Source organism: Clostridium sp. YIM B02500 (assembly GCF_022324665.1).
GTDB lineage: Bacteria > Bacillota > Clostridia > Clostridiales > Clostridiaceae > Clostridium > Clostridium beijerinckii.
Map to the genome: position 1 here is coordinate 13230 of NZ_JAKGTE010000022.1, position 24711 is coordinate 37940.

The 24711-nt window shown below is 29.3% G+C and carries 25 protein-coding genes and 1 riboswitch; of the genes, 5 read left to right on the plus strand and 20 right to left on the minus strand.

Annotated features, from left to right (window positions below; all coding sequences use genetic code 11):
* Nucleotides 1-7 precede the first annotated feature (7 nt).
* Both L1S46_RS17175 and L1S46_RS17180 read right to left on the minus strand, forming a co-directional pair.
* A complete protein-coding gene (locus L1S46_RS17175; RefSeq protein ID WP_238900509.1) occupies nucleotides 8-622 on the minus strand; it encodes a sugar O-acetyltransferase in 615 nt (204 codons plus the stop codon).
* Between the two features lie 80 nt (nucleotides 623-702).
* Nucleotides 703-1950: an MFS transporter gene (locus L1S46_RS17180; RefSeq protein ID WP_238900510.1), complete on the minus strand. Its 1248-nt coding sequence runs from the start codon at nucleotides 1948-1950 to the stop codon at nucleotides 703-705.
* A gap of 269 nt (nucleotides 1951-2219) precedes the next feature.
* Between L1S46_RS17180 and L1S46_RS17185 the strand changes: the two genes are divergently transcribed.
* Nucleotides 2220-3113: a helix-turn-helix domain-containing protein gene (locus tag L1S46_RS17185; RefSeq protein ID WP_238900511.1), complete on the plus strand. Its 894-nt coding sequence runs from the start codon at nucleotides 2220-2222 to the stop codon at nucleotides 3111-3113.
* A gap of 291 nt (nucleotides 3114-3404) precedes the next feature.
* Here the strand turns inward: L1S46_RS17185 and L1S46_RS17190 are convergent, their stop codons facing one another.
* The 3 genes from L1S46_RS17190 to L1S46_RS17200 form a co-directional block, all read right to left on the minus strand.
* Complete coding sequence (locus L1S46_RS17190; RefSeq protein WP_238900512.1) at nucleotides 3405-3878, minus strand: YhcH/YjgK/YiaL family protein; 474 nt, start codon at nucleotides 3876-3878, stop codon at nucleotides 3405-3407.
* 19 nt (nucleotides 3879-3897) lie between these two features.
* A complete protein-coding gene (gene yiaK, locus L1S46_RS17195) occupies nucleotides 3898-4905 on the minus strand; it encodes a 3-dehydro-L-gulonate 2-dehydrogenase (RefSeq protein WP_343217273.1) in 1008 nt (335 codons plus the stop codon).
* A 175-nt stretch (nucleotides 4906-5080) separates the two neighbouring features.
* Nucleotides 5081-6103 carry a zinc-binding alcohol dehydrogenase family protein gene (locus L1S46_RS17200; RefSeq protein WP_238900513.1) on the minus strand — a complete coding sequence of 341 codons (1023 nt, stop codon included), beginning with the start codon at nucleotides 6101-6103 and terminating at the stop codon, nucleotides 5081-5083.
* A gap of 416 nt (nucleotides 6104-6519) precedes the next feature.
* Between L1S46_RS17200 and L1S46_RS17205 the strand changes: the two genes are divergently transcribed.
* The 4 genes from L1S46_RS17205 to L1S46_RS17220 all read left to right on the plus strand — a co-directional run bounded on the left by L1S46_RS17205 (nucleotide 6520) and on the right by L1S46_RS17220 (nucleotide 9793).
* Nucleotides 6520-7359 carry an AraC family transcriptional regulator gene (locus L1S46_RS17205; protein WP_238900514.1) on the plus strand — a complete coding sequence of 280 codons (840 nt, stop codon included), beginning with the start codon at nucleotides 6520-6522 and terminating at the stop codon, nucleotides 7357-7359.
* Nucleotides 7360-7577: 218 nt separating this feature from the next.
* Nucleotides 7578-8288 carry an AraC family transcriptional regulator gene (locus tag L1S46_RS17210; protein WP_238900515.1) on the plus strand — a complete coding sequence of 237 codons (711 nt, stop codon included), beginning with the start codon at nucleotides 7578-7580 and terminating at the stop codon, nucleotides 8286-8288.
* Between the two features lie 152 nt (nucleotides 8289-8440).
* The gene (locus L1S46_RS17215) at nucleotides 8441-9241 is read left to right on the plus strand and encodes an epoxyqueuosine reductase (protein ID WP_238900516.1); all 801 of its coding nucleotides are present in this window, start codon (nucleotides 8441-8443) and stop codon (nucleotides 9239-9241) included.
* Nucleotides 9242-9475: 234 nt separating this feature from the next.
* Nucleotides 9476-9793, plus strand: coding sequence for a hypothetical protein (locus L1S46_RS17220; RefSeq protein WP_238900517.1), 318 nt, complete (start codon nucleotides 9476-9478; stop codon nucleotides 9791-9793).
* A 125-nt stretch (nucleotides 9794-9918) separates the two neighbouring features.
* On the opposite strand, the gene sugE is transcribed toward L1S46_RS17220, so the two are convergent.
* From sugE to L1S46_RS17295, 15 genes are all read right to left on the minus strand, one after another.
* On the minus strand, nucleotides 9919-10239 hold the full coding sequence (gene sugE / locus L1S46_RS17225; protein ID WP_012059620.1) for a quaternary ammonium compound efflux SMR transporter SugE: 321 nt from the start codon (nucleotides 10237-10239) through the stop codon (nucleotides 9919-9921).
* Between the two features lie 128 nt (nucleotides 10240-10367).
* Nucleotides 10368-11057, minus strand: coding sequence for a radical SAM protein (locus tag L1S46_RS17230; RefSeq protein WP_238900518.1), 690 nt, complete (start codon nucleotides 11055-11057; stop codon nucleotides 10368-10370).
* A gap of 19 nt (nucleotides 11058-11076) precedes the next feature.
* Nucleotides 11077-11784 (minus strand): B3/4 domain-containing protein, encoded by a 708-nt coding sequence (locus L1S46_RS17235; RefSeq protein ID WP_238900519.1) that lies wholly within the window; start codon nucleotides 11782-11784, stop codon nucleotides 11077-11079.
* A gap of 56 nt (nucleotides 11785-11840) precedes the next feature.
* Nucleotides 11841-11938, minus strand: a riboswitch (guanidine-I (ykkC/yxkD leader).
* A gap of 217 nt (nucleotides 11939-12155) precedes the next feature.
* Nucleotides 12156-13496 (minus strand): TPM domain-containing protein, encoded by a 1341-nt coding sequence (locus L1S46_RS17240; RefSeq protein WP_238900520.1) that lies wholly within the window; start codon nucleotides 13494-13496, stop codon nucleotides 12156-12158.
* A gap of 746 nt (nucleotides 13497-14242) precedes the next feature.
* On the minus strand, nucleotides 14243-14701 hold the full coding sequence (locus L1S46_RS17245) for an NUDIX domain-containing protein (protein WP_238900521.1): 459 nt from the start codon (nucleotides 14699-14701) through the stop codon (nucleotides 14243-14245).
* Between the two features lie 216 nt (nucleotides 14702-14917).
* Nucleotides 14918-15334, minus strand: coding sequence for a hypothetical protein (locus tag L1S46_RS17250; protein WP_017210909.1), 417 nt, complete (start codon nucleotides 15332-15334; stop codon nucleotides 14918-14920).
* 158 nt (nucleotides 15335-15492) lie between these two features.
* Entirely contained in the window at nucleotides 15493-15771 is a 279-nt protein-coding gene (locus tag L1S46_RS17255) for a hypothetical protein (protein WP_017210908.1), read from the minus strand.
* 1194 nt (nucleotides 15772-16965) lie between these two features.
* Complete coding sequence (locus tag L1S46_RS17260; RefSeq protein WP_238900522.1) at nucleotides 16966-18000, minus strand: GntG family PLP-dependent aldolase; 1035 nt, start codon at nucleotides 17998-18000, stop codon at nucleotides 16966-16968.
* 236 nt (nucleotides 18001-18236) lie between these two features.
* The gene (locus L1S46_RS17265; protein WP_017210905.1) at nucleotides 18237-18863 is read right to left on the minus strand and encodes a hypothetical protein; all 627 of its coding nucleotides are present in this window, start codon (nucleotides 18861-18863) and stop codon (nucleotides 18237-18239) included.
* A 256-nt stretch (nucleotides 18864-19119) separates the two neighbouring features.
* Complete coding sequence (locus L1S46_RS17270; protein ID WP_238900523.1) at nucleotides 19120-19992, minus strand: AraC family transcriptional regulator; 873 nt, start codon at nucleotides 19990-19992, stop codon at nucleotides 19120-19122.
* Nucleotides 19993-20009: 17 nt separating this feature from the next.
* Entirely contained in the window at nucleotides 20010-21119 is a 1110-nt protein-coding gene (locus L1S46_RS17275; protein ID WP_238900524.1) for a C45 family peptidase, read from the minus strand.
* A gap of 271 nt (nucleotides 21120-21390) precedes the next feature.
* The gene (locus L1S46_RS17280) at nucleotides 21391-22557 is read right to left on the minus strand and encodes a MerR family transcriptional regulator (RefSeq protein ID WP_238900525.1); all 1167 of its coding nucleotides are present in this window, start codon (nucleotides 22555-22557) and stop codon (nucleotides 21391-21393) included.
* 240 nt (nucleotides 22558-22797) lie between these two features.
* The gene (locus L1S46_RS17285; RefSeq protein ID WP_026884957.1) at nucleotides 22798-23004 is read right to left on the minus strand and encodes a helix-turn-helix transcriptional regulator; all 207 of its coding nucleotides are present in this window, start codon (nucleotides 23002-23004) and stop codon (nucleotides 22798-22800) included.
* A gap of 24 nt (nucleotides 23005-23028) precedes the next feature.
* On the minus strand, nucleotides 23029-23478 hold the full coding sequence (locus L1S46_RS17290) for a DUF6442 family protein (RefSeq protein WP_238900526.1): 450 nt from the start codon (nucleotides 23476-23478) through the stop codon (nucleotides 23029-23031).
* Between the two features lie 302 nt (nucleotides 23479-23780).
* Nucleotides 23781-24413 (minus strand): CatB-related O-acetyltransferase, encoded by a 633-nt coding sequence (locus L1S46_RS17295; RefSeq protein WP_238900527.1) that lies wholly within the window; start codon nucleotides 24411-24413, stop codon nucleotides 23781-23783.
* Nucleotides 24414-24711: the final 298 nt, after the last annotated feature.

The window sequence follows — 24711 nt, forward strand, 5'->3', positions numbered from 1 at the left end:
AATACAATTAAACATTGTAATCATCAACATCAAACTCATTGTTTTTATAATAATATTTACGATCTTCTTCCGTAATCTCACGTACAACCCTACATGGATTTCCTACCGCTATCACATTATCTGGAAGGTCTTTAGTAACTACACTTCCAGAACCAATTACAACATTATTCCCTATTTTAACACCTGGATTTATTACAACACTTCCACCTACCCAAACATTATCACCAATTATAACGTCAATTCCATACTCATAACCTGAATTTCTTGACTCTGGATGAATTGGATGCCCAGCAGTATAAATTGATACATTAGGTGCAAACAAAACATTCTCACCTATTATTACCTTTCCTACATCTAATATCGTGCAGTTATAATTAGCAAAAAAGTTATTGCCTACTTCAATATTTTTACCATAATCACAGTGAAATGGCTGCTCTATACAAACTTTATCACCAGTCTTACCTAAAATATCTTTAATAAGTTCCTCCATTCTATTCATTTCATCTGGACGAAGTAAATTATATTCATGTATTTTTAGCTTATTTTCCATTCTTTCTTCACTAAGTCCATCTAACCAAGCTTTATATGGTAATCCTGCTAGCATTCTTTCCTTTTGATTCATCTTTCTATTCCCCTTTTCTTCATCTATATAATTATTCTATTAATATCTAACATCTGCAAAACTTCATTAGTATAAAATACTTATTTTTCACCTTGAGGTACTTTGTATTTAAATATAGCAATTAATATTAAAGAAACACTATAAACAACTGTAAATGCCAATGAAAATGCTATTCCATTTCTCATTGTTGCTGAATATATCATTCCTGCAATAACTCCTGCAATACCTTGTACAAAGCTAATAAATGATATTCCTTCTGCAATTAGTTTATCATCTAAATGCCTCTGTGCAAATGCAAATGGAACAACTTGATGTATTCCAACTCCAATACCAATAATTGCAGTAGATAATATAATCACAAAGTAACTTGATATAAACAATGTTAATACATAAATAAGTGTTCCTATCAAAATAGCGCCCGACATCAATATAAAAATCATCTTTGTACAACCTTTCTTTGAAATATATATGCCAGAGGCACTCGATAATATCATAACAAAGATATTGCAAGGAGCAAGAACAACAGCACTAATGGTAGTGTTTGCTCCTAATACTGTCTGTGCATAAAGTGGTATGTAATTACCACTACATGAAATGCATGTAGCTATAAAAGTAATTAAAATAATTGTTACATATCCCTTTTGTTTTAGTAATTTTACAATAAATAATTCTTCTTTATTGCTTCTATTTATATGAAGATTTTCTCCTTTATCATATTCCTTTATGCTGCTTTTTATAATGATTCTATTTTTTGTTTTACTTCTTGTCATAAAAAATCCCACAAATATCATTCCAATTATAAATAAAGGAAACAGTATAGCAAGGGATATCCTCCAACTCCATCTCTCTGTAAATATTCCACAAAGTACTGGACCCAAAATGAGTGTCAATGAATAAACTGTCTGCATAATTCCAATCCTAACTGGATACTCTTCTTCCGATACTATATCGTTTATCATAGTAAATACATTTGCAAAAAATAGTCCCCAAAAGAAACCTGAAGCTCCTCTAGCAATAAGAAATACAGTTCCACTTGATGCTGCGGCACTAATTCCAACGCTTAAAGCAAACGCACCTACACTCCATATATACAATCGTTTACGTCCAAAATATTCTCCTGCTCTACCAGAAATAAGTAATGATATACTTCTTGCTAGTGGTTCTATTACAAACATAGCATTAAACAAATCTATCCTGCCATATTCACGAAAAGCTGTAGCCGCATAAATTCCTGTGCTCCCAACAAGGTAGGATGCACATATATTTATTATAACAAGCCCAATAAATACCATATCTGCCTTATCTAACTTTAGTCTTTTGGCTTTCATTTCTCTTTTTCCACCTTTTCAAATTAATATGACTACAGAAAAGATTTTAATTCTGATATAATATTCTCTTCATCCCTCTCACAATCAGTTCCCCCTATAGATATACTAGGTTTAGTTTTCCCATGAAAATCACTTTCTTCTTCAATTGCTTTCTTTCATTGTTCATATTATAATAATATTCCATGATGACTACTAAAAATATAAGAATAAATTATATTTTTATAACAATAGTATATTAATTGATATTCATACCGTTTGGAGGGGAAACTATGTTAAAGATGACACTATTAAATGATAACTCAGAAGTTGTATCTTATAACTTCGCGGATTTTCCTATTCGTGCAAAAAAGTCCTTGCTTTCAGACTATCCAGCTATGGCTGCTGCTAACCATTGGCATACCGATTGGGAGTTCACATTGCTTTTAAAGGGTAAAATGTCCTATTCCGTAAATGGAAAAAGCTATGAATTGCGAGAAGGACAGGCAATTTTTATAAATTCTGAACAAATGCATTATGGATATTCTACTGATGGCTCTGATTGTAGTTTTATATGTATTTTGTTTCCACCATTTCTTCTTTCTAATATTGCAAGAATTAAAGAAACTTATATACTGCCGGTATGTGAAGATACCTCCAACCCATTTTTTATATTGAATCCAGAAATCATCTGGCAAAGAAACCTAATTGAGACTTTGAAAAACATTTATAAATTATGTAATGAAGAAAAAGATGGCTTTGAATTACATGTCATGAGCCTTTTTAATGTAATATGTTTAAGCCTTTATAGCAATATAAAGGAGAGCATTTCCATTCAAGAAACAGCTGATGATAAAAAACTTGAGGCTATGCATAATATGATAGGATACATACAGAAAAATTATCAGAAAAAAATTACTTTAAATGAGATTGCTGCTGCAGGAAATGTATGTCGCAGTAGCTGTTGTGATATTTTTAAGCTTATTTTGAATAAGACTCCTGTTTCTTATTTAACAGAATATCGTTTAGAAAAGAGCATTGAACTGCTAAAGGTTTCTTCCCTTTCAGTTACTGAAATAGCACTTCAATGTGGATTTACAGGTTCAAGCTATTTTACGGAAATATTTCATAAAACACTAGGGTGTACTCCCTCTCAATACAGAAAAAAGAAATTTAATATTTTATGATAAAAAAGATTAGTAAGTGGTGAGAAAAATATTGTAGACAGAGAAATATTCTTAAAGTTGGTATTCTATTTCTCTCATCTGTAAATAAGAAATGTTCATACATATTTTTGTGTAGACATTCTATCCTCCTTAATCTTTAATATAGTAACTTATTAGGAAGATAGAATTTGTCCACTTTTTTTCATAAATCTTTTTGACTTTATTCTACCGTTTAATCTTCAATTAACAGATTTTAATCCTATATGATCTCTTTTATTTTTATAATTTCAGACATCATTTATATCATTAGTGCTACATACATTTTACCGATACTTTTACTACTACTTTTCTTATCTTTTCATTTTTTTCCAAATTACATGCAGGTCTATGGACATCATAAGGAAAAAATATAGCAAAAGTACCAGGATTCATTTTTAAATAAATTTCATCTTTTATATCATTTTCATAGAAGATATTATCATCATTCTCCAAAAGATTTTCATTAATTTTTTGCTCTCCTGTTTTTCTAGCAAACCCGATAATCTCCTTGCCATCAAGAGAATATTGTATATCTATAAATTTACCATGCGTTTCTGGCCTTCTTTCATCCAAAACCGCAGTTTCTGTTTCAAATATCTTTGCAAAAATTTCGTCTCCTTGAATTTCATATGTTCCATTCTCTAATACATTAAAATCTGTATTTTTTAAAAATTCAAGTGCTTTAACTATTGCTGCTGGATATATATTTTTTTCAATTTCTAAATGATTCAAATCTCCAAATATCATTTTATAATCACTCCTTCATCTATAAATTTAACAATTCATTCCAAACACCGTCATCTACAATAATTCCATTTTTCATTTGATCTTCTCTTTTATTCTTTGAATTTTCTCCAGGATAATATATTTCTCCTCCATCTTTTGTTGGTTGAGCCCCTTTAATATATTCTACAGTATTATCAAGTAATTGTTCAACCTGATCTTTTCCTAGTATTTTATATGGATCTATCGCAATAAATACTTGATTGCAACTTCCACAACTTCCTTTTTGAACTTTATCTATCTCAGCAGTAGCTAATCCACCTGATATTACAGCTGATATTACATCTAATAATATTGAAAATCCTGAACCTTTCCAGTAACCCATAGGTAGTATTCTCATACTTTCTTCAATTGGTCCTGGTTCTGAAGTTAAATTACCTTCTTTGTCAAATCCTCCAGGGAAAGGAAGCAATTCGTTTTTTAATCGTGTAACTTGTAATTTTCCATAAGAATATTGAGACATAGCCATATCTAGAACTATATTTCCCTTTTCTCTTGGAACTGCCATAATAAAAGGATTATTTCCTACACAAGTACTTTTAGATCCCCATGCAGGCATACAAGATTCTGTGTTTGTCCACAAAATACCTATATAACCTTTATTAGCTGCATCCCATCCATATGTTCCGCCTCTCATCCAGTGAGTTGTATTTTTTAGAGTAACAAGTCCAATCCCCTGACTCGAAGCTATTTCCATGGCACGATTCATTGCAAACTTAGCATTAAGTATTCCTGGCCCCATATTTCCCTCATAGTTTTCTACTGAAGAAAATTTATTCACCAAAGTAGGCTCCGCATTAACATCAACCCATCCCTTTTTTGCATAATCAACAAATCTGCTAACACGATTTAACCCATGTGAATAAACTCCATCTGCACTGCTTTCTGTGTGAATTTGTGCACAAATATCAGCTTTTTTCTCTTCCATTCCAACTGATAATAATACACGCTTAATTTCATTTTTCATTGTTTCAAAAGATACTCTTGTCATAAACAAATCCTCCATTTCATTTTTTGTTTAAATTCTTGCATTATTTAAACATTTACATAGATAATATTTTTCTTTGACAATTTTATAGCTTGTGTAAGTTTTCTAATATTAGATAAGTTTTTTATGAACTTTTGTTTTTCCTTAATTTACAATATTATTATTCTATAAATTTTGTTTAATTATCAAAAGTCAGTACAATTTTTCTAATACTAGGATCCCTACTATCTACGAAATCAAATGCCTTTTGTGCATCTAAAAAATTAAATTTATGAGAAATGCTATTTGTTAAATCTAACTTTTCTTCTGCAACTAAGTTAAGAACCTCCTGGAATTTTTTATTTTGTAACCTAGAGCCCCTTACATCCAATTCTTTTGCAGTAATTTTGAATTGTGTAACAGCTGTTGGTTCTACAGAGAATCCCATTGTAATTACTCTACCTGCATTTCCTGTTAACTCTAAAAGTGTAGCAAGAGAATCTTTTGTGCAAGCTGCATCTATAGAAACTGTTGGACCGTATCCGCCAGTTAATTCTCTAGCTTTTGCTACAACATCTTCTTTTAAAAGATTAATTCCATATGTGGCACCATTTTTCTTCGCTTCTTCTATTTTTTCATCTACTACATCTACTGCTATAATAGTAGCTCCACTTAATCTTGCAATTTTTAATATGCTGCTGCCTAGAGCACCACATCCAAGAATAAGTAAAGTATCTTCTTTAGAAAGCTCTGCTCTTGAACAACTTTGTACTGCAATGGTAGCTGGTTCAATCATTACTGCATCTTCATATGATAAATTATCTGGTAATACATATACATCAGATTCTGGTACTGCAATATACTCACGATATCCACCATGAATATGTACCCCTCTTACCTTTAAGCTAGCGCAAACATTTCCCCTTCCTTTTCTACATGCATAACACTCACCACAATTTACCACTTGATCTACAATTACTCTATCTCCAACTTTAATCTTAGTAACATTACTACCAACCTCTACTACTTCTCCTACCATTTCATGACCAATAACTCTTGGATAAGTAGCCGCTGCGTTTTGTCCATGATAGATATGCACATCAGAACCACAAATTCCAGCCGCTTTCATTTTTATCAATACATTATCATGCTCAGTTATTGCAGGCTTATCCATTTCTATTATTTGCAAATCATTTGGTTTGTTAATCATAACTGTTTTCATAAGACTTTCCTCCTTTTTTAAGATAGCTTCTTCCAGTTCATCCTTTTTTTAAATCAACAAATTCAGACATTAATTTCTAATTTACATACGTGTCTGATTTGTATAATTCCATTTAATATAATGAAATATTCACTAGAACTATTGCAATAATATAGAATGAACAATTATAATAGAAACAGCTATCCAGACTCTGTTATTAGGTTCTTTATCTTCAGGTATATTGTATATTAATTCGATTACATAAAACATGTACAATGTGCTTATATTTGTACTATATTACTATATTTTATAGAGAAGTTATACGTGCTCAATTATTCAATGCTTCATCGAATGCCAGTCATATATATGTCAATAGTTCAGATTACTATCTACATAAATAACAAAATGAAATTTAGAAAGGAGCGATTCTTATTAACTTGTTCAATATCGAAGATTTCGAAAATATTTTTACACAAATTACATATGTAGCCAATCGTGAATGTACTCCTAATTGGCAATTCAAAGGTTCCCCTATCTACGATAAACATAACATTATTTTCGTTTATGATGGTGAAGCTGTGTTAACATGTAACAACAGTGAATTTAAAGTTACTAAAGGAAGTCTTGTATATTACAGACCAGGCGATTCTCGTAAGGGATATACTTTTCCAGATAACTTAATGAAGTGTTATACTATAGATTTCCTATATACATTGCCTTATTTCAATGGTGATAGTTGGGAACTACGTAATGCAGAATTACCTTTTTCCAGCATAAATAAGATTGAAGATAAATTCTTATTTTCTCATCTGTTAGACTTATTTTCTAAGTTCACAAGAACTTGGTTATTTGAAAAACATAATCGAGTTATTAAGGGTAGAGCTATATTTTCAGAAATTTTATCTCTACTTTTACAAAAAAACTTCGAAAATGATTTTAATTACGATAATATACGTAAAGTTGAAAAAGTGATTTCATATATGACAGATCATTTTACTGATAAGTTAACATTGAATGATCTATCATTGGCTATTAATATAAGCCCATCCTATTTAGAAAATATTTTTAAAAATGTCACAGGGAAATCTCCCATTTCATATCTAATTGATATACGAATTCGTAAATCAAAAGATTTACTAAAAGATGGTCATACAGTATCTGATGTTTCATCTTTAGTTGGTTTTAATGATATTTTTTACTTTAGCAAATGCTTCAAAAAATATGTAGGAGTATCTCCTTCTCAATACAAATCAATTAACATAAGTTCGATGGAATGATTTAAGAAGATTCATATACATGTCCGCCAAGCTCAGCAGTTCTACAATCTTTAACCAAATAAAGTGTTGTTAAATAACATGAATCACAAATTGTATGACTGACTATTATCATAATAGCTTATTGGAGGTATGGTATCTAAAATAGCACCTCCATATCTATGCTATAATAAATTTAATATATCAATCGTAAATTATAAAAAAAGAAAGGAGTAATACTCTTGGATAATATAAAATGTGAGCGTAGAATATATAATTTTAAAAGTAATACTCATGCTCATGAATATGGACAACTTATCTTGCCACTTAAAGGTGCCCTTTCTATAGAAACTGATTATAAGAAATTAGATTTAAAAGATGATTCATTATTCTTTCTTCCTCCAGATTGCAAACATACTTTTAATGCTGATAATAGTAATGAATTCTTAGTATTAGATATACCTGATAAAATGCTCAACAAATATGACATGGAAAAAATGTGTGGTGGACAGGATATTTTGTTTGATGAAAAATGGAAGGCAATAAGATATTTATTGTTAAATGAAGCTGATGTTCACAAAACATCTAGTTCCATAAATAACTTATTCCTCTACTTTTATAATTTTATTACTACTGAAAATTCACCTAATTCCATTAAATATATTAATGATAATTTTACCGAAGATATTGATTTAAAAAAGCTAGCAGATATAGAGCATTACAACGTCAGTTATTATAGTGAATGGTTTAAAAATAATATGAGTGTTTCTCCTACTGAATACATACAAAATTTAAGAGTAAAAAGAGCAAAAGAACTCCTTTTAAATACAAACTTAACAGTTTTGCAAATTTCTCAAATGGTTGGCTATGAACACAATTCATCATTTACCAAGGTATTTAAAAACTTAGAAAAAATATCACCTGCTGAGTTTAGAAGAAACATCAAAAAATAGACTAAAAAACAACTGTATTTTAGCAAAGATTTATCTAACAGAAGCGATATAATATAGATATCCAAAATAATAGTCGTGCTTATTGTATGAACTTACCTAAAATTATAAATGTTAAAAGAATTAGCTTATATAAAGAGAGGATATGCTTTAGTATGAAAGAAAAAATCACTAAATTGATAAAAAACTTTGTTAAAGAATATGAGAAGCAAGATGATATTTCAACAAAATGGGGTGAGCCTTTAGTAGGTTTTGCTGATGCTAATGATCCTTACATTTTAAATTTTAAGGAGCTTATTACACCAACTCATAAATTACCAACAGATGTACTTTCCGATGCATCAATTGTCATAGCATACTTTGTCCCATTCACTAAAGAATTGGCTAGAACCAATGGAACTCCTGGTGATGTTTCCTCTCCCGAATGGGCATTAGCTTATGAAGAAACTAATGCAATGTTTGTTAAGCTTAATGAATATATGATATCAGAACTGCGGAGACTTGGATATCATGCAGATATTTCGCCAGAAGCTTCTACATTTGACCAGAAGATATTAAAAAGCAATTGGTCTCATCGTCATTTTGCAAGAGCTGCTGGTCTTGGAACCTTTGGTATCAATAATATGCTTATATCTAAGGTTGGATGCTGTGGAAGGTATAACACCATTGTAACAAATCTAGATGTAAAAGCAGATTCGCCTTTAAAAGAAGAGCTTTGCTTGTATAAAAAGAATGGAAGCTGTGGTGTATGTGTAAAACATTGTCCATCAGGTGCATTAACTTTAGATGGATATGATAGACACAAATGCTATGTGGTACTAATGAAAAATGCAGAATTATATACAGAGTTTGGAAGTTCTTACACCGATGAATCTGGTGATGAACCAAACAGTATAGGTAGTGAAGTATGTGGAAAGTGCGTAGTAAATACACCATGCACATTTTTTATCAAATAGCTTGCATCTACGACATTCCCTCTCTACTATAAATAGACTATTTAATAAACTCAAAAGTTTATATATAAAATTCTTCCACCACAATATAAAATGCTCTAAACTTAAGAACCTAAATATAAAACTTGGCTTCTCACTTTTAGAGCATAACTTTTAATGAATATTTTTATTACATCCTCACATAATAATTTTAGTTATATAGTATATACCTTAAAATTATGAAAGAAGGCTTATCAAATGAAAAAATTCATATATACTCTTTCTATCTTTTTACTCCTATTATTTACCTTTAATACAATAACAATTACCGCTCAGTTAAAAACGTATTCCCAGGGCTTTTATGCCATGAAAGATTTGAATTTAAGAGAAAATGTTAGCTATAAAGTCCAGAATCATGAGCCTTATGTTGAAGGGCTATTAATAGTTGTCGATGCTGATAGAAAAATACAACAACTTATTCGAATACCCGCTAACTCCACTGAAATTCCTATAGCCCCTCTTAAATATGATTATAGATTTATAATATATAATAATATTCTTTTGACTTTTTCTTAAAAGGCACTTCTGCAGTGCCTTTTTAATTTGCTTTAATGCTAAATTTTCTATAATTATGCATTATTTCAGCTATAAAATATATCGCAAATTCTCTTTCAACAATAAGGTAAGTATAAATCCTTACGTTAATGTGAAGATACAATCTTTAATCCAACTATCCCAATCACTATAAATCCAATACAAATTAGTCTAATTATATCAACAGGTTCTTTAAATAGTATTATTCCTAAAGCTACAGTTCCAACTGTACCAATTCCAGTCCAAATTGCGTATGCAGTGCCTAAAGGAAGACTCTTTAATGCCAACGATAAAAAATAGAAACTTGCTATCATACCAATTATCGTAAATACACTTGGTATAAGCCTTGTAAATCCTTCTGAATACTTTAAACCTATAGCCCATCCCGTTTCAAATAAACCTGCAACAATTAACATTAACCATGTCATAAATTTCACTCTCCCTATAATATTTATAAATAGATATAGTTCATAGACTGTATAGTTTTGCTACTTTAAAAGTTATCAAACAATTTGGCTTATAAATTTCTTATTATAAACATTAGGTAATATTTTCATTAACTATTTAGTAATTCCTTTAAGATCTCCTCAAATCTTTCATCAGTTATACCAAGCTTTTTCTTAAATCTTTCATCTTCCATTCTTTCAAATATTATCTTATCAGGAGATATTTCTTTAATAATTTTTTTCATCTTCTGAATTGACTCCTCATCATCGTTATATCCCTTAATTATAGTAACCTCAAATATAAATTTTCCATTGTACTGTTTATTAAAGGAAACCATATTTGAAATATATTCATTAAGAGTATATCCTTCGATTGGCCTTTGGATTTTTTGAAAATCTTCTTCTGTTATTGTTTTTATTTCCCCAATAACCTCATCACATCTATTGGCTATTTCTATGTATTCATCTCTGCCTAGTAAATATCCATTAGATAGCAGTCGTACTGGTAAACCTTTATCTTTAATTAGGTCAATTATATAACCAATTTTATCATTAACTAGCGCCTCCCCTTTGGAGTTAATAAAGATTAATTCTGCATTAGCATTTTCTATCATACTTTTTAGTTCTTTTAATGAATTATCCATTTCATCAAATGACTTCTGAGTATCCACCTTATTTTGCGACCTTCCAATAGGACAAAATATACAATCAAAGTTACAATGCTTTTCAGGAAGTATGTTAACCTCCAGTACTCTTTTTCCATCCTCAATATAAATATCTTTATAACTGAAACTACTCATTAATTTATCCTCCTGCAAATTACTCTATTGTTACTTCTTTATTATTAATGTCAAGAATCGAGACTTTACTTAGTCCACCTAAACTATCCTGTACGACTTTTGATAAATCCTTTAGAGCATTCTCAAACTCTTCTGCTCTTCTTTCATCGATTAATTCAATGCATAAAAGAGCATTTTTTGTATTTTCAGTAAGCATTGTTCTCACTGCTTCACGCCAATTAAAACATCTGCATATTGCACCTTTATCATCTTTGTAAACTACTTCTCCTTCATATGGAGGTGAATTTTCATCTGTTCCAAGTGGAATAAATTCCTCATTTCCAACGGCAATAGTTAACCTTATATCTCCTGCAAATTTATCTATATCCTCACCACCACATGGCAGTCCATATCTTAATGAAATAGAATTATAAATATCAACTAATGGATTAATAGTTCCTAAATTATTTCCATTATTCACTCGCTTTAGTAATGCCTCAATGGATGATCTTGCGCCTTTCTTTGTTTTAAACTTTTTAAATGCTTCTCTCCATACTTTTATAACTTCATTACTACTGAATTCTATATTACTTAAATATTTCAAAGCTTCCTTTTCTGAATTGCAAATCATATTCTTATACTTGTCTTCATCTTTTATTGAGTTATCTATACCTTGGCAAATAACAACACCTATCCTCGCATTAGGAAATAGACTCCAAAAATCATTTTCAATAATAAATTTTTTCATTAAACTGTGCCTCCTTAATAATAAAAATAAAAAAAGCCAAGGAGATATTGTAAAATATCTCCCAGGCTTTTATCCTTCCGTGAACATAGTATAAACTATGTGTTTTCTCTCGGACCTGCCAGTTACAAACTGCGGAACCCTAGAAAACTTAAATATATAATTAAATTATAATTTGTAATCTGAAAATTGTAATTTAATTTTAGCACAATACAAATGTTAAATCAACTCTTTGTGTAATTACTTATCAGTAAATTCTGCATCCATAGCATATTCTACTGATGTCACCTTATTCAATTTTTATATGATGTAATTCTATTAGTTACTTTTGCTTTAAATTTACTTAATAATAAATTGGTTTTGTCCATCTTATTTTACCAATCACTAGATCCAGAATCTGAGCTAGATGATGAGTCATCTGAACTTGAGTCGCTATCTGAATCCCAACTAGATGATGATTCTTCTGATCTTGAACTTGAGTCATCATCTGATCCCCAACTAGATGATGAACTATCTGAATCTGAACTTGAATCGCCATCTGAGTCCCAACTGCTTGTACTGTTATCTGAATCCCAATTACCAGATAAATATACTGAATCGCTACTTGAATCTGATGATGAGTTAGACTCCTTAGAACTATCATTATCCAAGCTATTAGAAGTATATGATGAAGTGTCCCTATAATGTTCGTTATCATCTCTATATCCATGTTCTTCATGATAATGCTCATTATAATGTTCATGATGGTTACGTGAAGATTCAGATACCATTTCACCTACGATCATACCTTCTAGAAAATCATTATTACTATTGTTGTTATTTATTATAGTAGTATTATTTACATGGCCGCCTGAAGGATATGTATCATAATTGTTTGATCCATTATCTGATGTCCTTGTTGAGTTATTATTAAAAGCTGAATTATTGTTATTAAAATTAGAAGAAGACTCATTATTGTTTCTATAATCAGAGTCATTTCCATGACTTGAATAATTTTGTTTTGTTTCACTTTTACTTATATTACCTGAATGAAATGAGTTATCATCAGAATCTAAATATGATTCTAAATTATTTTCCTCAGCGAATTTCTTTTTTCTTTCTTCATAATCTTTATTCATTTTATTTTTTATGACTTTAAATAATATTATTGCAATTACTATGATAGCTATTATAATAATAAATACCCCAAAATAATTTGTTTTATGCGATACAGTTTTTGAATAACCATCCTTTACCACTTCAGCTTTGCCAGTATTAACTGCCTTAGTTGTAACTTTTTCATCGAGTGCCTTTCCAACTTTCATAATTCCACTATCAAAATTGTTAGCTTTAAAGTCTGAATTTGGTAATGCTACAATATTAGATATATCTGATTGAGACAAAATGTCATTTGCCTTATCTCCAACTAAAATTTTATTTTTCTTATCACCTATTGATGTTACAAATAAAATGTACTGCTCTCCACTTATATTGCTCTTTGCATATTCTTTAGAGTAATCATCAATACTTTTTCCATTCAATGTTTTGACTATATCAAATTTAACTATTACATCTGTATTCTTTTCTATCTTGGCTAAGTTTTCTTCAACAGTATTAATAGTATCTTGTTTTAAAACTTTGCCATCATCTACTATATGCTTACCTGCTGCATACACCCCAATTGTCATTAGTAATAATAATATTAAACTTGATAAAATAATTTTCTTTAATTTCATCTCTTTTCCTCTCTTTTTTATAATTTATTTTTGATATAGTTAGTTTATATACTATAAATTAACTATAATTTGCCTTAATTTTAAAAAGTCTATTGAGTATTAAATTCACTTAAATTCAGATATCTTTCCACCATAATACTTTTAAATTTAAAAATTATTACTCTTGATTATATTAATTATTAAATTTAAAAATTACTATAAATTGTTATAAATTATATATTTACAATCTTCATAGATGCTAAAATCAACAGATTGTACTACTTAACCAGTCAATCTGAATCTAACTTATATATGCAATTTTATTGATTACTCTTTGATTTTAATACAGATCATTATAATTTATTGTCATTAAATACAACAAGTACTGTAGTTCTGTTAGTCAATAGAATTCATAGTAAGTATATGAAAAAGTTTTATAGGTAATTGTTTTCATTCTATATCGTAACGCCTAGACTTACTATATTCATAAAAAAGCTCTCATCTTGCATTCTCCTGTAAATTTAAACTCATTTTCTATTATAAATAAATTATAGCATAATTTGTAACAATTTTATTATTATATTTTCAAATTATATCATCTTTTGCCATTATTTATTTAATTATAATATCTACTCTTCTAATATTTATTAGTATTTTAGGCACAAAAATACTCCCTTTAATGTCAACAGATTTCTATTTTTTATCTGTTGACATTAAAAGGAGCATATCACTTCTGAAATAATTCTATGCTTATGTATTGCATAAAACTACGCTTTAATTATTTCACTATATTGGATATTATCCTTATAGTTATCAAGAACTACTTTTCTAATATCCATAATATCATCTGGAAGATTATTTATGTTAAACCATTTTAATTCAGAACATTTATCTTGTTCCATTATCTTAGGAATGCCATCATACTTATTAACTTCAAAATAAATGTCATAATATGTTCTTCCTCCAGTATCGTTAACACGATGGGATAAATGAGCAAAAGATAATCCTTCTATTTTTACTTCAATTCCTAATTCCTCTGCACATTCCCTTATAACAGCCATTTTAGCTGTTTCATTTTCATCAACATGTCCACTACCTGCTAAATCCCATTCTCCATCTTTATAACCGGTATTTTTCCTTCTATGCAGTAAAATTTGCACATTGCCGTCTTCCTTTTGTAAGATAATTGGAATCACTGCTGATAATGATTTAAAATGTTCTCCCATTTCTTCACCTCTAGAAATTACTATTTATTTCATAATGATTATAACATATATAATATTATTTAATTTATTTGAATATCAATTTGATTTTATATGATAAATATTTACCATTATCTCGTTAAAATTTAGAACTTCATAATAAAAAAAAATTATAAAACTCATTTACTTTTTAATAATTGTATATTTAAAATAGATGTTCTCTGTTCAAAAGTCTATGGATTAAACTTCAGCTTTTTTACTCATAATTGCTTTAATATTTAATATAATACATATCAAGCTTATAATAAGGCTAATCATAGATGTGTAATAAAAGAAAGAGCCACTTCCATATATCTTTATTAATCCAAAAAAGCAATACGCGGGTCCAATATCACCACCATCAAAAAGAAATACATTAAAAAGAATATATGTTAATAAACCAAGATAAAATGCTTTCCTTTGTTTAACTGCTCCTTCTTTGCGACTCGTTAAAACATAAATTATACCTGAAATCAATATTATAGTGTTATATGCTAAAAATGGGATAATAAAAATTACTCTTATCCAACCTAAGTTTAAAATATACGAAATAATGCCAACTATAACTGTTAATACTACTAGCACTAAATCAGCTGCTTGTTGTTTAGTTTTTATCAATTCTAATTGCCTCCTAATATCACAAGTTAATATATATATTTAAAAGTTAATGCTTTTTACAATGTGATTTAATATGCTATAAAAATATATACTGTTTTGCTCTCTTATTAATAAGCTAATGTTCTGAATGAAATATAATATAAATTGTAGATATATTGTTATTTAATCTTTTTATTATTAAATGGCAATATAAAAACAATAAAGTAGAAAGTTGCTCCAGCTAAAAAAGATTTAAGCAAAAAGTGATATTCCCTTGAAGAAAAGTTTTCAATAATTGATGTGCCAATAATATTAAATACTGCAGCAATTAGAAATAAGCTAATTCTCATATGTCTTTTACTATTTATTAATCTTTCTATACCTAATTTTTGGCAAAAAAAGTCCGTTATAAAATATGCTACAAAGCAAGCCACAAACCCTAAAAACAAGCTATTCATAAAGATCATTCCCCTTATAACATAAATAATGAAATCAAGTTATTCTTTCTCCATATTCCTATTATAACATATACTGTAAATTTATTTTTGTTTGTCCAAAATTCAAGAAATGTATCATTTATTTCTTCTACTAAATATTTTTACACATAGCTGTAGTAAACAGCCACTTATAATTGTTAGTATAATATAGCTAATTATATTGTGTTTCAATTTGATAATTTCAAATCCTATATAAAAAGTTAAAAAAAATAACACGAATATAGTTAGAGAATATATTATTCGAAACATTTTATCACTTTTCATGTATTATCACTCTCCAATAAAATACTATTATTAATTATGCGGTTAGCTTGTCTTAGTTGCTTACCATTGTCAGGACACTATTCATTTTAAACTAGAATTATGCTTTTAATATTCCCTGCTATTATTTTAACATTACTGGTCCAAAGCCAAGCATTCCTGTAATAAATAACAGAAAAATGTTTTCATTATTTTGAATTGTCTTTTCTATCTAAAATATAATGAAAAGAAATAATAAATGGAATTATACAAATAAATCCTACCAGCATTTGTATTGGAAAGTTAAAGTAGATTCTTTTATGGTAATAGGCATTTGTAGATAGAATTGATAATAAATATCCCAAAATTGTACACGTACAAATCTTTTTCATGTGATTGCGTTTTGTGATAAAACCTAATATAGTTCCAATTAAACTAATAATCGCTAGTGTACTCATCCATAAAATAGTACTATGCCATAGTGAAACCCTTGCCGATAATTGACTTAAATCATGCAAAAAAGACATATAGAAAAAAACAATTATACTCATTAATAAGTTTCCTATAAATAGACTTAATTTACTTATACAAGCTAACATTGGCTTAAAAAAGTTATTTATAGTAATCACACCTTTCTTTATTTATATATATTATAAGTGAAAATTCACTCTTGACTAAAAATCCTGCTCAAATCCACAATCATTCACTAATTGTAATATATTTTGTAAAGGTAGTATTACTTAATTTTTAAAAAATATCACTGTAATTTACTACGTAAAATTTTAGTATGGCGCATAAAAAAATCGCAAATTCAATTTTCTTGAATAATGCGATTTTACAATTGTTGTTTAATTCCATTTATTCATGATATGAGAAGATCATGAAGGAATTATGCAGTGATGAATTAGCTATATTTTAACTCAATATACTCTTTATTGCATAAATTGTATGGTCGATATCATTAACGTTAATACCATAATGAGTTACTAACCTACAGGTGGTTGAGTCAACAACTTTAACTTTTACACCATATTCTTGTAAAGCATTATCCAAATAGAAAGCATCTTTACCAACACAATTAAGATTAATTTGAACAATATTAGTTAAAGTCTTTTCAACATCAACTAAACTCTCATTGAATTTGGTAAGCTCAACTGCTAATCGCTTGGCGTTTAAATGGTCGTCTTGAATCCTATCAACCATAGTTTCAAGTGCAACAATTCCTGCAGCGGCCATATGGCCTGCTTGTGCCATAGCACCTCCTATTCTATGCCTTATAACTCTGGCACGTTCAATAAACTTCTTGCTCCCCAAAAGCATACATCCAACCGGAGCGGATAACCCCTTACAAAGTGAGAACTGCATAACATCAACACCTTTACACAATACCGAAGGTTTCTCATTAAGTGCGGCAGCAGCATTAAATATACGCGCACCATCCAGATAGACCATCATATCATATTTATGTGCAGTATCGCTAACACTGGATATATACGTTTCTGTAAGAGGTATTCCTCTGTTCAAATCATATGTATTCTCAAGACACAACACTTTTACAGAAGATGATTGAATTCCGCGAAATTCTACAGCACGCTTTATATCATTTAAGTCAAACATACCGTCATAACTTTTAAGCGGCCTTGCCTGCACACCCGACAGTGCAGCAAGCCCTCCATTCTCCAGGTTATATATATGTGATTCCTCACCTACTAAAACTTCATCTCCTAAATGAACGGTAGCCATAATTGCTATCTGGTTTGCCATTGTTCCTGAAATTACGAACATAGCAGCTTCCTTATTAAATAAACTGGCACTCATTTTTTCCAGTCGATTTACTGTTGGGTCTTCACCAGCAAAATCATCGCCCACTTCAGCATTTGCCATTGCCTGCCGCATCTCAAATGTAGCTAATGTTACTGCATCACTTCTATAATCTATTATTGAATTCATTTTAAACCTCCATAATTTAATACATTAAATTTTAATGATTTTTTCATTCGTCAACCATATAAGTATAATATATGTCGCACAATTATTTACTGTTATCAATTAATTACAACATAAATTGTAAATATCATATTATTCAATTTTCAAAGAACATTTTTATAATTTACTACGTCAAATCTACATATTGTGCATAAAGAAATATGTAAATTCCCCCTCCTGAATAATACGATTTTAGCATACTATCTAATATATATTTCTTCACTAACGCTACTATTTCTTATAGAAGCACATTTACCACTTAATGTATCTTGATTATCAATCTTTAAAATAACTATTTCATACTCAAAATTTATTCCACCGTATGCCAAAAACATCTGTCTATCATGAGTTGTACCAATTCCATGTAATTGCACTTGATTATTTATAGACCAACTTAAGTCATATAAATCATTACTTTTCTCTTTCTTTATAATTTTTAGGTCAAAAACAGGAGATTCATATTCTTTTATAAAGTACCTAACCTTATAATTACCTTCAAAACTTTCGCTTGTTTCATTCCTTAATGCAATCCCAGAACCTAATGTATCAAAGTTCTGTGTTGAAGCCCAAAGAGCTGAATTTGAGCGTAAATCTCCTATTTGTTTATACACACCAACTCCAGCCATTGGAACTTGCTTTAAATACCTTGATACAAGTAGCTTGTCATCGACCAAAATTCCAATTCCGGAATACTCATAGCTAGAATTTTCTTCATCTCTCCTCCAATTGCATTTATATGTTTCACCTATCTTTTCAATATTAAGATTCCCTTTCCCATCATTAGATTTCCATTCACCTAAAATACATTCTTCTTTATAGCAGTTCATTATTTCGCCCTCCCATAATCATATTTACTATATCAATAGCAATTTAATACTATTATGGTAAATTATATCATAGCATGCAGCAACTTATGGCACAACTTATAAAATTCATAGTTTATTAACTATTGTTAAATAGTTATTCTATGAAATATAAAAATCGCATTATTTAATTTTCAAAGTTTATTCTAGTTAATTAGAAAAGATAAGATTTATGGCCGCCTTATAAATTGAGATTTAGTGAATTTTGGTTGTATATCTGCTATTGTATCGGGAAATAAATTTCAATCTGTGATTCTTTATCTTCAGCTCCTAAAAATTTCTCTGTATAGCATTCCAAATCATCTCTGTCATCTAGTTGAAATCTACTATTAGGAAACCAGACACCCCAAATATAATAATATGTAGAAATCAAGTTTTTTACTGCACCTTTGTGTATAAATTTAGCATACTTTCCGCCACTAATTTCTTTTAATTCCATTCCTTCTGGAATATTATTGTCACTCGATGTTTCAATTCCTATAAATAAAGTGGTTTCACTATTTTTATTAAATGTATTTTGCAGGCATGTACCACTTGTTTCATAAATACTATATCTATTATTATTCATTGAAATATACTTTTGCTTCTCTAATTGAGCGTTCAACTTTTTCCACATTTCAATACTGTTATTTTTCTCAATACTCATGTAACATCTAAATCCAACAACACATTTAGGTTGAAATGTTACTATTTCTGGTTGAAGATTTACATAATTGGATTCAGTGATTTTATCAATTTGCATTGGATTATGATTTCCAATCAACACATCAATACCATTCTTTCTATATTCCATCGGTGTAATGCCATATCTCTTCTTAAAAGCTCTTGTAAAACTTTCAGCAGACTCAAAATACAGTGAAATTGCTATATCTAAAATCCTTTTGTCGCTATGTACAAGATTATATGCCGCTTGAGTCAATCTTCGGCTTCTAATATAGCTGCCAATAGTTTCACCCATCACTACTTGAAAATAACGATGGAAATGATAATAAGAATAGGAAACTGCACTCGCAACTGATTCTACAGTCAATGGCTCATACAAGTTCGTTTCAATAAATATAATTGCTCTACCAATAATTTGCTTGTCTTTCAATACAGTTTCCTCCTTATTTAAGGCATAATATTATAAAAATCTTTTCCCGCTTTTTCACAGGGGAGATTCACAATAATTTCTTGCTCTTGTAGCTTTTCTACCATAAAAGTTTTCCATTCATTTGCTTGAGGCGAACCAAATGTCATTTCTATTTTTTTCTCGGTTGTATTAAATACCATAGAACGTAAAGTTCCAAAAAATTCAGGATAATAGTGACAACACAATCCTTTTGGATAAGATGTAGATAAGATATCTTTTAAATCTTTCTCTGATATTTTTTCTTTTTCACAAAACATTTTTTCTATTGCTTTGTAACGAATCACCGAGTTTTCAATCAACATCTTTTCATATGGCTTTATTTCTGCTAAAACTGTATGGTTTGTAGAAATAAGAAATTTCTCCTTAGATTCATTATCCAAAATACGATATGATTTATGACCATCTATACACTGTAACAAGGCAATTTTATTACTATTATCAGCGAGCATCAAATTTATATTATACCCAATAGGCGCATCCATTGCCCATGCAATAGCTTCCTCAACATTTTTGCAATTTTCCAAAATACTTCGAATAACAACCCAAAAAGAAAAACCAGTTACGCCTGCTTTCTGACCTCCCTGAAAGTTACCAACAGGCAATCCATTACTAGCTTTACAAGCTGCCAATCCATATTCATTCATCCCATCACATCGTCCGAATAAATTAAGTGTAGAACCAATGTAACGATATTTCCCTCTAACAGCTGTATACGCAAAACACATTTCTTCCATCTCATCATTAAAATCGTAGTTACGTGCCATCAAAGTGTGTCCATTTTCAATCTTGTTTGGTACTGCAGACATTAAACTACATCCACGTTCTAAATATGTCATTGCATAAAAAATTGCTTGTTCTTTGGAAATTCCAACTGTATCTACGAATCCTTCGATTTCCTGATTTACACCACTGCAATATCGATCAAGCAGAGTGAATATTTCTTTTAATTTGCTTTGTGGATAGGCATTAGGTGGTAAAATCATATTTTTCAATAAATCAGGTTCCGATAAAATCCAATTGCCAATCTGTGTTCCAACCTCATAACTTGTTCCTACAAAATTCTTTAAATATGTCTTTGTCTTTTTCATAAGAAACACCTCATCTTTCAAAAGAATTATAAGCTAAGATAAGGTAACATACTTGATATTTTCTGCGGATTTTTTATATAATCTTTTATCCAAATCACCATTTACTACCACTTGATTGTAACATATTTTGTAAATACCATGCTGTTCAATTATAAAAAAACAGTTATTAATACACTATAATAACTGTTTAGTAAAATTATATACATAGCTATAACTATACCTTATTTATTGCATTTCCATAATATCAGTGACAATTAATAGTATTTTAAATTCACGACTTATTATTTTCGGAATAATATTTCAAAGCCTTTCCAATAAATTTAGAAGCTCCATTTCCATATTTTTTATCAATCACTTTTATATAAATATTATTTGATAAATAAAGTTCTGCAGTATACTCCCAATAATTTTCTCCCCCATCTATTTTTAAAGCTTGATTTTGCTTTTGGGTCTCATCTGCTATTTCATGAACAATTTCTTGAACCTCTTTTGAAGAAGGACCTTTAGTTAAATCGAATGTAAGATTATTGTATAGCTCTTCTATCTTTGGAAGCTTAGTACTAGGACATTTTTTTAGAGCTTCTCCTATAAATTTAGATGCACCACTGCCATATTTCTTATCAACTACTTCTATCCAACCAGGATATATCGAGTAGAGATTCGCCATGTAATACCAATAATCATCTCCCCTATCACTTTTGAAAAATTCATAATCTTTTTTAGCTGTATTTACTATTTCTTTAGCAATTTCTTGAATCTCATTTGAAGAAGTGTTTTTACTCAAATCAGTTGTAAGCTTTTTAAATAATTCTTTTAATTTAGGATGTTTATCTTCTATACAATCTTTTTTAAACTTATCAAATTGCTCTTCTAAAGATGATGTAGTAATATTATTAAGATTATTTTTTACAGCTTTTGCATATCTCTCAATACTTCCATATTGCTTTATAGCAGCCTTAGCAATCTCATCTTCCTTAAGCTTGCATTTTTCAATAAATTCATTATATTTATCTATGCTTCCATATGTTTTAATTACTTTATCTTCATGCTCTGTTTTAAATTCTTCCAACACATTGTAGTATTCACTCATATCAAATTCTCTAAAATCCATAGTTCCTTCTCCTTTTAATGTTTTATTTATAAGGTCTATTAAGCCATTCAATCTTTTTCGCTTTAAAATAAGCAGCTTTTTTTGGTTTTCTAGTGCCTGCATTTTATTAAAGTATGGACTTGACATTATATCTTTAATTTCCTTCAAAGGTATATCAAGCTCTTTAAAAAACAAAATCTGCTGTAAAGTTTTAAGAGCTTCATCATCATAAAGTCTGTAACCTGTTTCTGTTATTTCACTAGGCTTCAATAAGCCTATTTCATCATAATAATGCAGTGCTCGTACACTTATTCCTGTCAAATCTGAAACTTGTTTTACTGTTCTCATTGCTACACCTCAGAATTTAATTTTAGAGCCTTAAATATTATTTAGTAATCTGCCGGCAAAAAGTTTAAGTAATATATCTACTCTCTATTTTTATATTACACTATGACGCAGTGTTAGGGTCAATACTGTAAAAAAATATCGCAAATTCATTCTTATTTATGAATAATGCGATATCCTAATTTACTATTTAATTTTCATATATAATAACATCTATAATCGAATCTTCTAAATTAAATTTTATCAATCAAAATAAAATAATTCTTCAAATTTTTTATCTAACGCGACGCAAAGAACAAGCGCTAATTTTGCAGTAGGATTAAATTGCCCTGTCTCAATAGAGCTAATTGTATTTCTTGATACACCAACCATTTCTGCCAATTGAGATTGAGATAATTTTTGTTCTGTTCTGACTTTCTTTAAATTATTATGCAATACCAGTTCTTCCATCTGTTCCTTTTTAAATGCTGACAATTAAAACCACCCCATGCCGCTTCCAACAATTGAAGCCATACCAGCAATTGCCCCAATAATTCCTAAAATAGTACATAATAAATACACTTTCTTCTCTCTATTATAATAATAAACTGTTCCGCTTTGCCCAATCATTGCGATCAACAAAGCTAACGAAAACACTCTGTAATCTGCAAAAGCTCCGCCTGTTATAAGTTTTTGTATAAAAAGAATTATTGAGAAAATAGCAAATATAATAATCACTGCAAAATAAGAATTCTGATTTGCTGATTTTTGAATATATCGCTCACGCTCATCATTTAATAAGTTTTCTTTTTTGCTTCTTGCTAAAATTTCATCTCTATTCATATATATTCCACCTTTCAGTTCCTTGACAAGTACACTTGGTATTTTTATTATATCATGCCAAGTTTTATTGTCAATATTTTTACCAAGTTTTCTTTGCATCATATATATGCCCTCTAGATTACTCTCCATTTACAAATTTCCAATAAAAAAACGCAAATTCAAACTCTTGAATAATGCGATTTTAAAATTGTTTATTTATTTTTTTATTGATTCGTGATATAGGAAAGTTGTGTATCTCGAACTACAATATCTATGCTCTTACCATATAAACGGAAATAAGCAATAAGTATTCTCACATTAATTCTTGAATTTTTGTTTGAACCTTTCTATTTATATAATTTACTGTGTAAAAAAAGACATATCAACCGTTGATATGTCTTTTAAGAATATTTAGCCACAACATGTTACATTAATTTATCAATATCCCCTGACTGAATGTATTTAATATTTGCTTTGATCTTTTCATATGGCCAATCCCACCACTTAATTTTCAGCAACTTTAAAATTATGTCTTCTCTAAATCTTTTCTTTATAACTTGTGCAGGTATGCCTCCAACAATAGTATAAGGCGAGACATCATTAGTAACTATTGCCCTAGTACCAATAATTGCACCATCACCTATTTTCACGCCTGGCATAATTATAGCGTCATAACCTATCCATACATCATTTCCAATTACAATATCTCCTTTATTATCCCAAGCATCTGTTATAAGGCTGACATCTAAACCCCATTCCTCATAAAATATTGGAAATGTGTAAGTAGACAGTGATTTCATTGTGTGATTCCCACTAGTCATAAGAAACTTTGCTTTACATGCAATTGAACAAAACTTGCCAATTATTAATTTATCATTGTTTATAGGATACTGATATAGTACATTATTCTTTTCAAACTCTCTTGGATCATTATAAAAATCATTATATATTGTATAATCTCCAACTTTTATATTAGACCTTGTAATTACATTTTTAAGATATATGGTTTGGTAATCATTACTTCTTGGATATATTTTATTTGCATTTGGAATAGTCATTTTTAGTTCTCTCCTTTATGTTAAATTGCTTTTGACTATCCCATTACTACAATGCATTTCTTCATCAACTCACTCCCCCGTACGATAATCTTCATTCTTATTGTTCTATATCTTATATTATTTTTTTCATATTACTAAATTTGTAAAAGGTCTTAGAAAAATGCACTTGTCCAATATTATGATAATTTTTAAAATGCTTATAGACGTATTTTCTATTTTATTAAATTTAATCACTTGTATATTACACTCATCCTTTATATATTAAGCATGAGATAGCTCTGGAAACATAAACTGATTG

Bases quoted from the DNA above. Each gene is read 5' to 3' on its own strand.
- L1S46_RS17215 (WP_238900516.1), top strand. From the start codon at position 8,441: ATGAAAGAAAAAATCACTAAATTGATAAAAAACTTTGTTAAAGAATAT.
- L1S46_RS17185 (WP_238900511.1), top strand. From the start codon at position 2,220: ATGTTAAAGATGACACTATTAAATGATAACTCAGAAGTTGTATCTTAT.
- sugE (WP_012059620.1), bottom strand. From the start codon at position 10,239: ATGACATGGTTAATGTTAATTGTTGCAGGTTTATTTGAAACGGGATGG.
- L1S46_RS17245 (WP_238900521.1), bottom strand. From the start codon at position 14,701: ATGGGAGAACATTTTAAATCATTATCAGCAGTGATTCCAATTATCTTA.
- L1S46_RS17180 (WP_238900510.1), bottom strand. From the start codon at position 1,950: ATGAAAGCCAAAAGACTAAAGTTAGATAAGGCAGATATGGTATTTATT.
- L1S46_RS17190 (WP_238900512.1), bottom strand. From the start codon at position 3,878: ATGATATTTGGAGATTTGAATCATTTAGAAATTGAAAAAAATATATAT.
- L1S46_RS17295 (WP_238900527.1), bottom strand. From the start codon at position 24,413: ATGACTATTCCAAATGCAAATAAAATATATCCAAGAAGTAATGATTAC.
- yiaK (WP_343217273.1), bottom strand. From the start codon at position 4,905: ATGACAAGAGTATCTTTTGAAACAATGAAAAATGAAATTAAGCGTGTA.
- L1S46_RS17200 (WP_238900513.1), bottom strand. From the start codon at position 6,103: ATGAAAACAGTTATGATTAACAAACCAAATGATTTGCAAATAATAGAA.
- L1S46_RS17265 (WP_017210905.1), bottom strand. From the start codon at position 18,863: ATGAACTGCTATAAAGAAGAATGTATTTTAGGTGAATGGAAATCTAAT.
- L1S46_RS17240 (WP_238900520.1), bottom strand. From the start codon at position 13,496: ATGAAATTAAAGAAAATTATTTTATCAAGTTTAATATTATTATTACTA.
- L1S46_RS17275 (WP_238900524.1), bottom strand. From the start codon at position 21,119: ATGAAAAAGACAAAGACATATTTAAAGAATTTTGTAGGAACAAGTTAT.
- L1S46_RS17285 (WP_026884957.1), bottom strand. From the start codon at position 23,004: ATGGAAGAACTGGTATTGCATAATAATTTAAAGAAAGTCAGAACAGAA.
- L1S46_RS17280 (WP_238900525.1), bottom strand. From the start codon at position 22,557: ATGAGAACAGTAAAACAAGTTTCAGATTTGACAGGAATAAGTGTACGA.
- L1S46_RS17235 (WP_238900519.1), bottom strand. From the start codon at position 11,784: ATGAAAAAATTTATTATTGAAAATGATTTTTGGAGTCTATTTCCTAAT.
- L1S46_RS17260 (WP_238900522.1), bottom strand. From the start codon at position 18,000: ATGAATTCAATAATAGATTATAGAAGTGATGCAGTAACATTAGCTACA.
- L1S46_RS17255 (WP_017210908.1), bottom strand. From the start codon at position 15,771: ATGAATAGCTTGTTTTTAGGGTTTGTGGCTTGCTTTGTAGCATATTTT.
- L1S46_RS17175 (WP_238900509.1), bottom strand. From the start codon at position 622: ATGAATCAAAAGGAAAGAATGCTAGCAGGATTACCATATAAAGCTTGG.
- L1S46_RS17220 (WP_238900517.1), top strand. From the start codon at position 9,476: ATGAAAAAATTCATATATACTCTTTCTATCTTTTTACTCCTATTATTT.
- L1S46_RS17290 (WP_238900526.1), bottom strand. From the start codon at position 23,478: ATGATGCAAAGAAAACTTGGTAAAAATATTGACAATAAAACTTGGCAT.
- L1S46_RS17230 (WP_238900518.1), bottom strand. From the start codon at position 11,057: ATGAGTAGTTTCAGTTATAAAGATATTTATATTGAGGATGGAAAAAGA.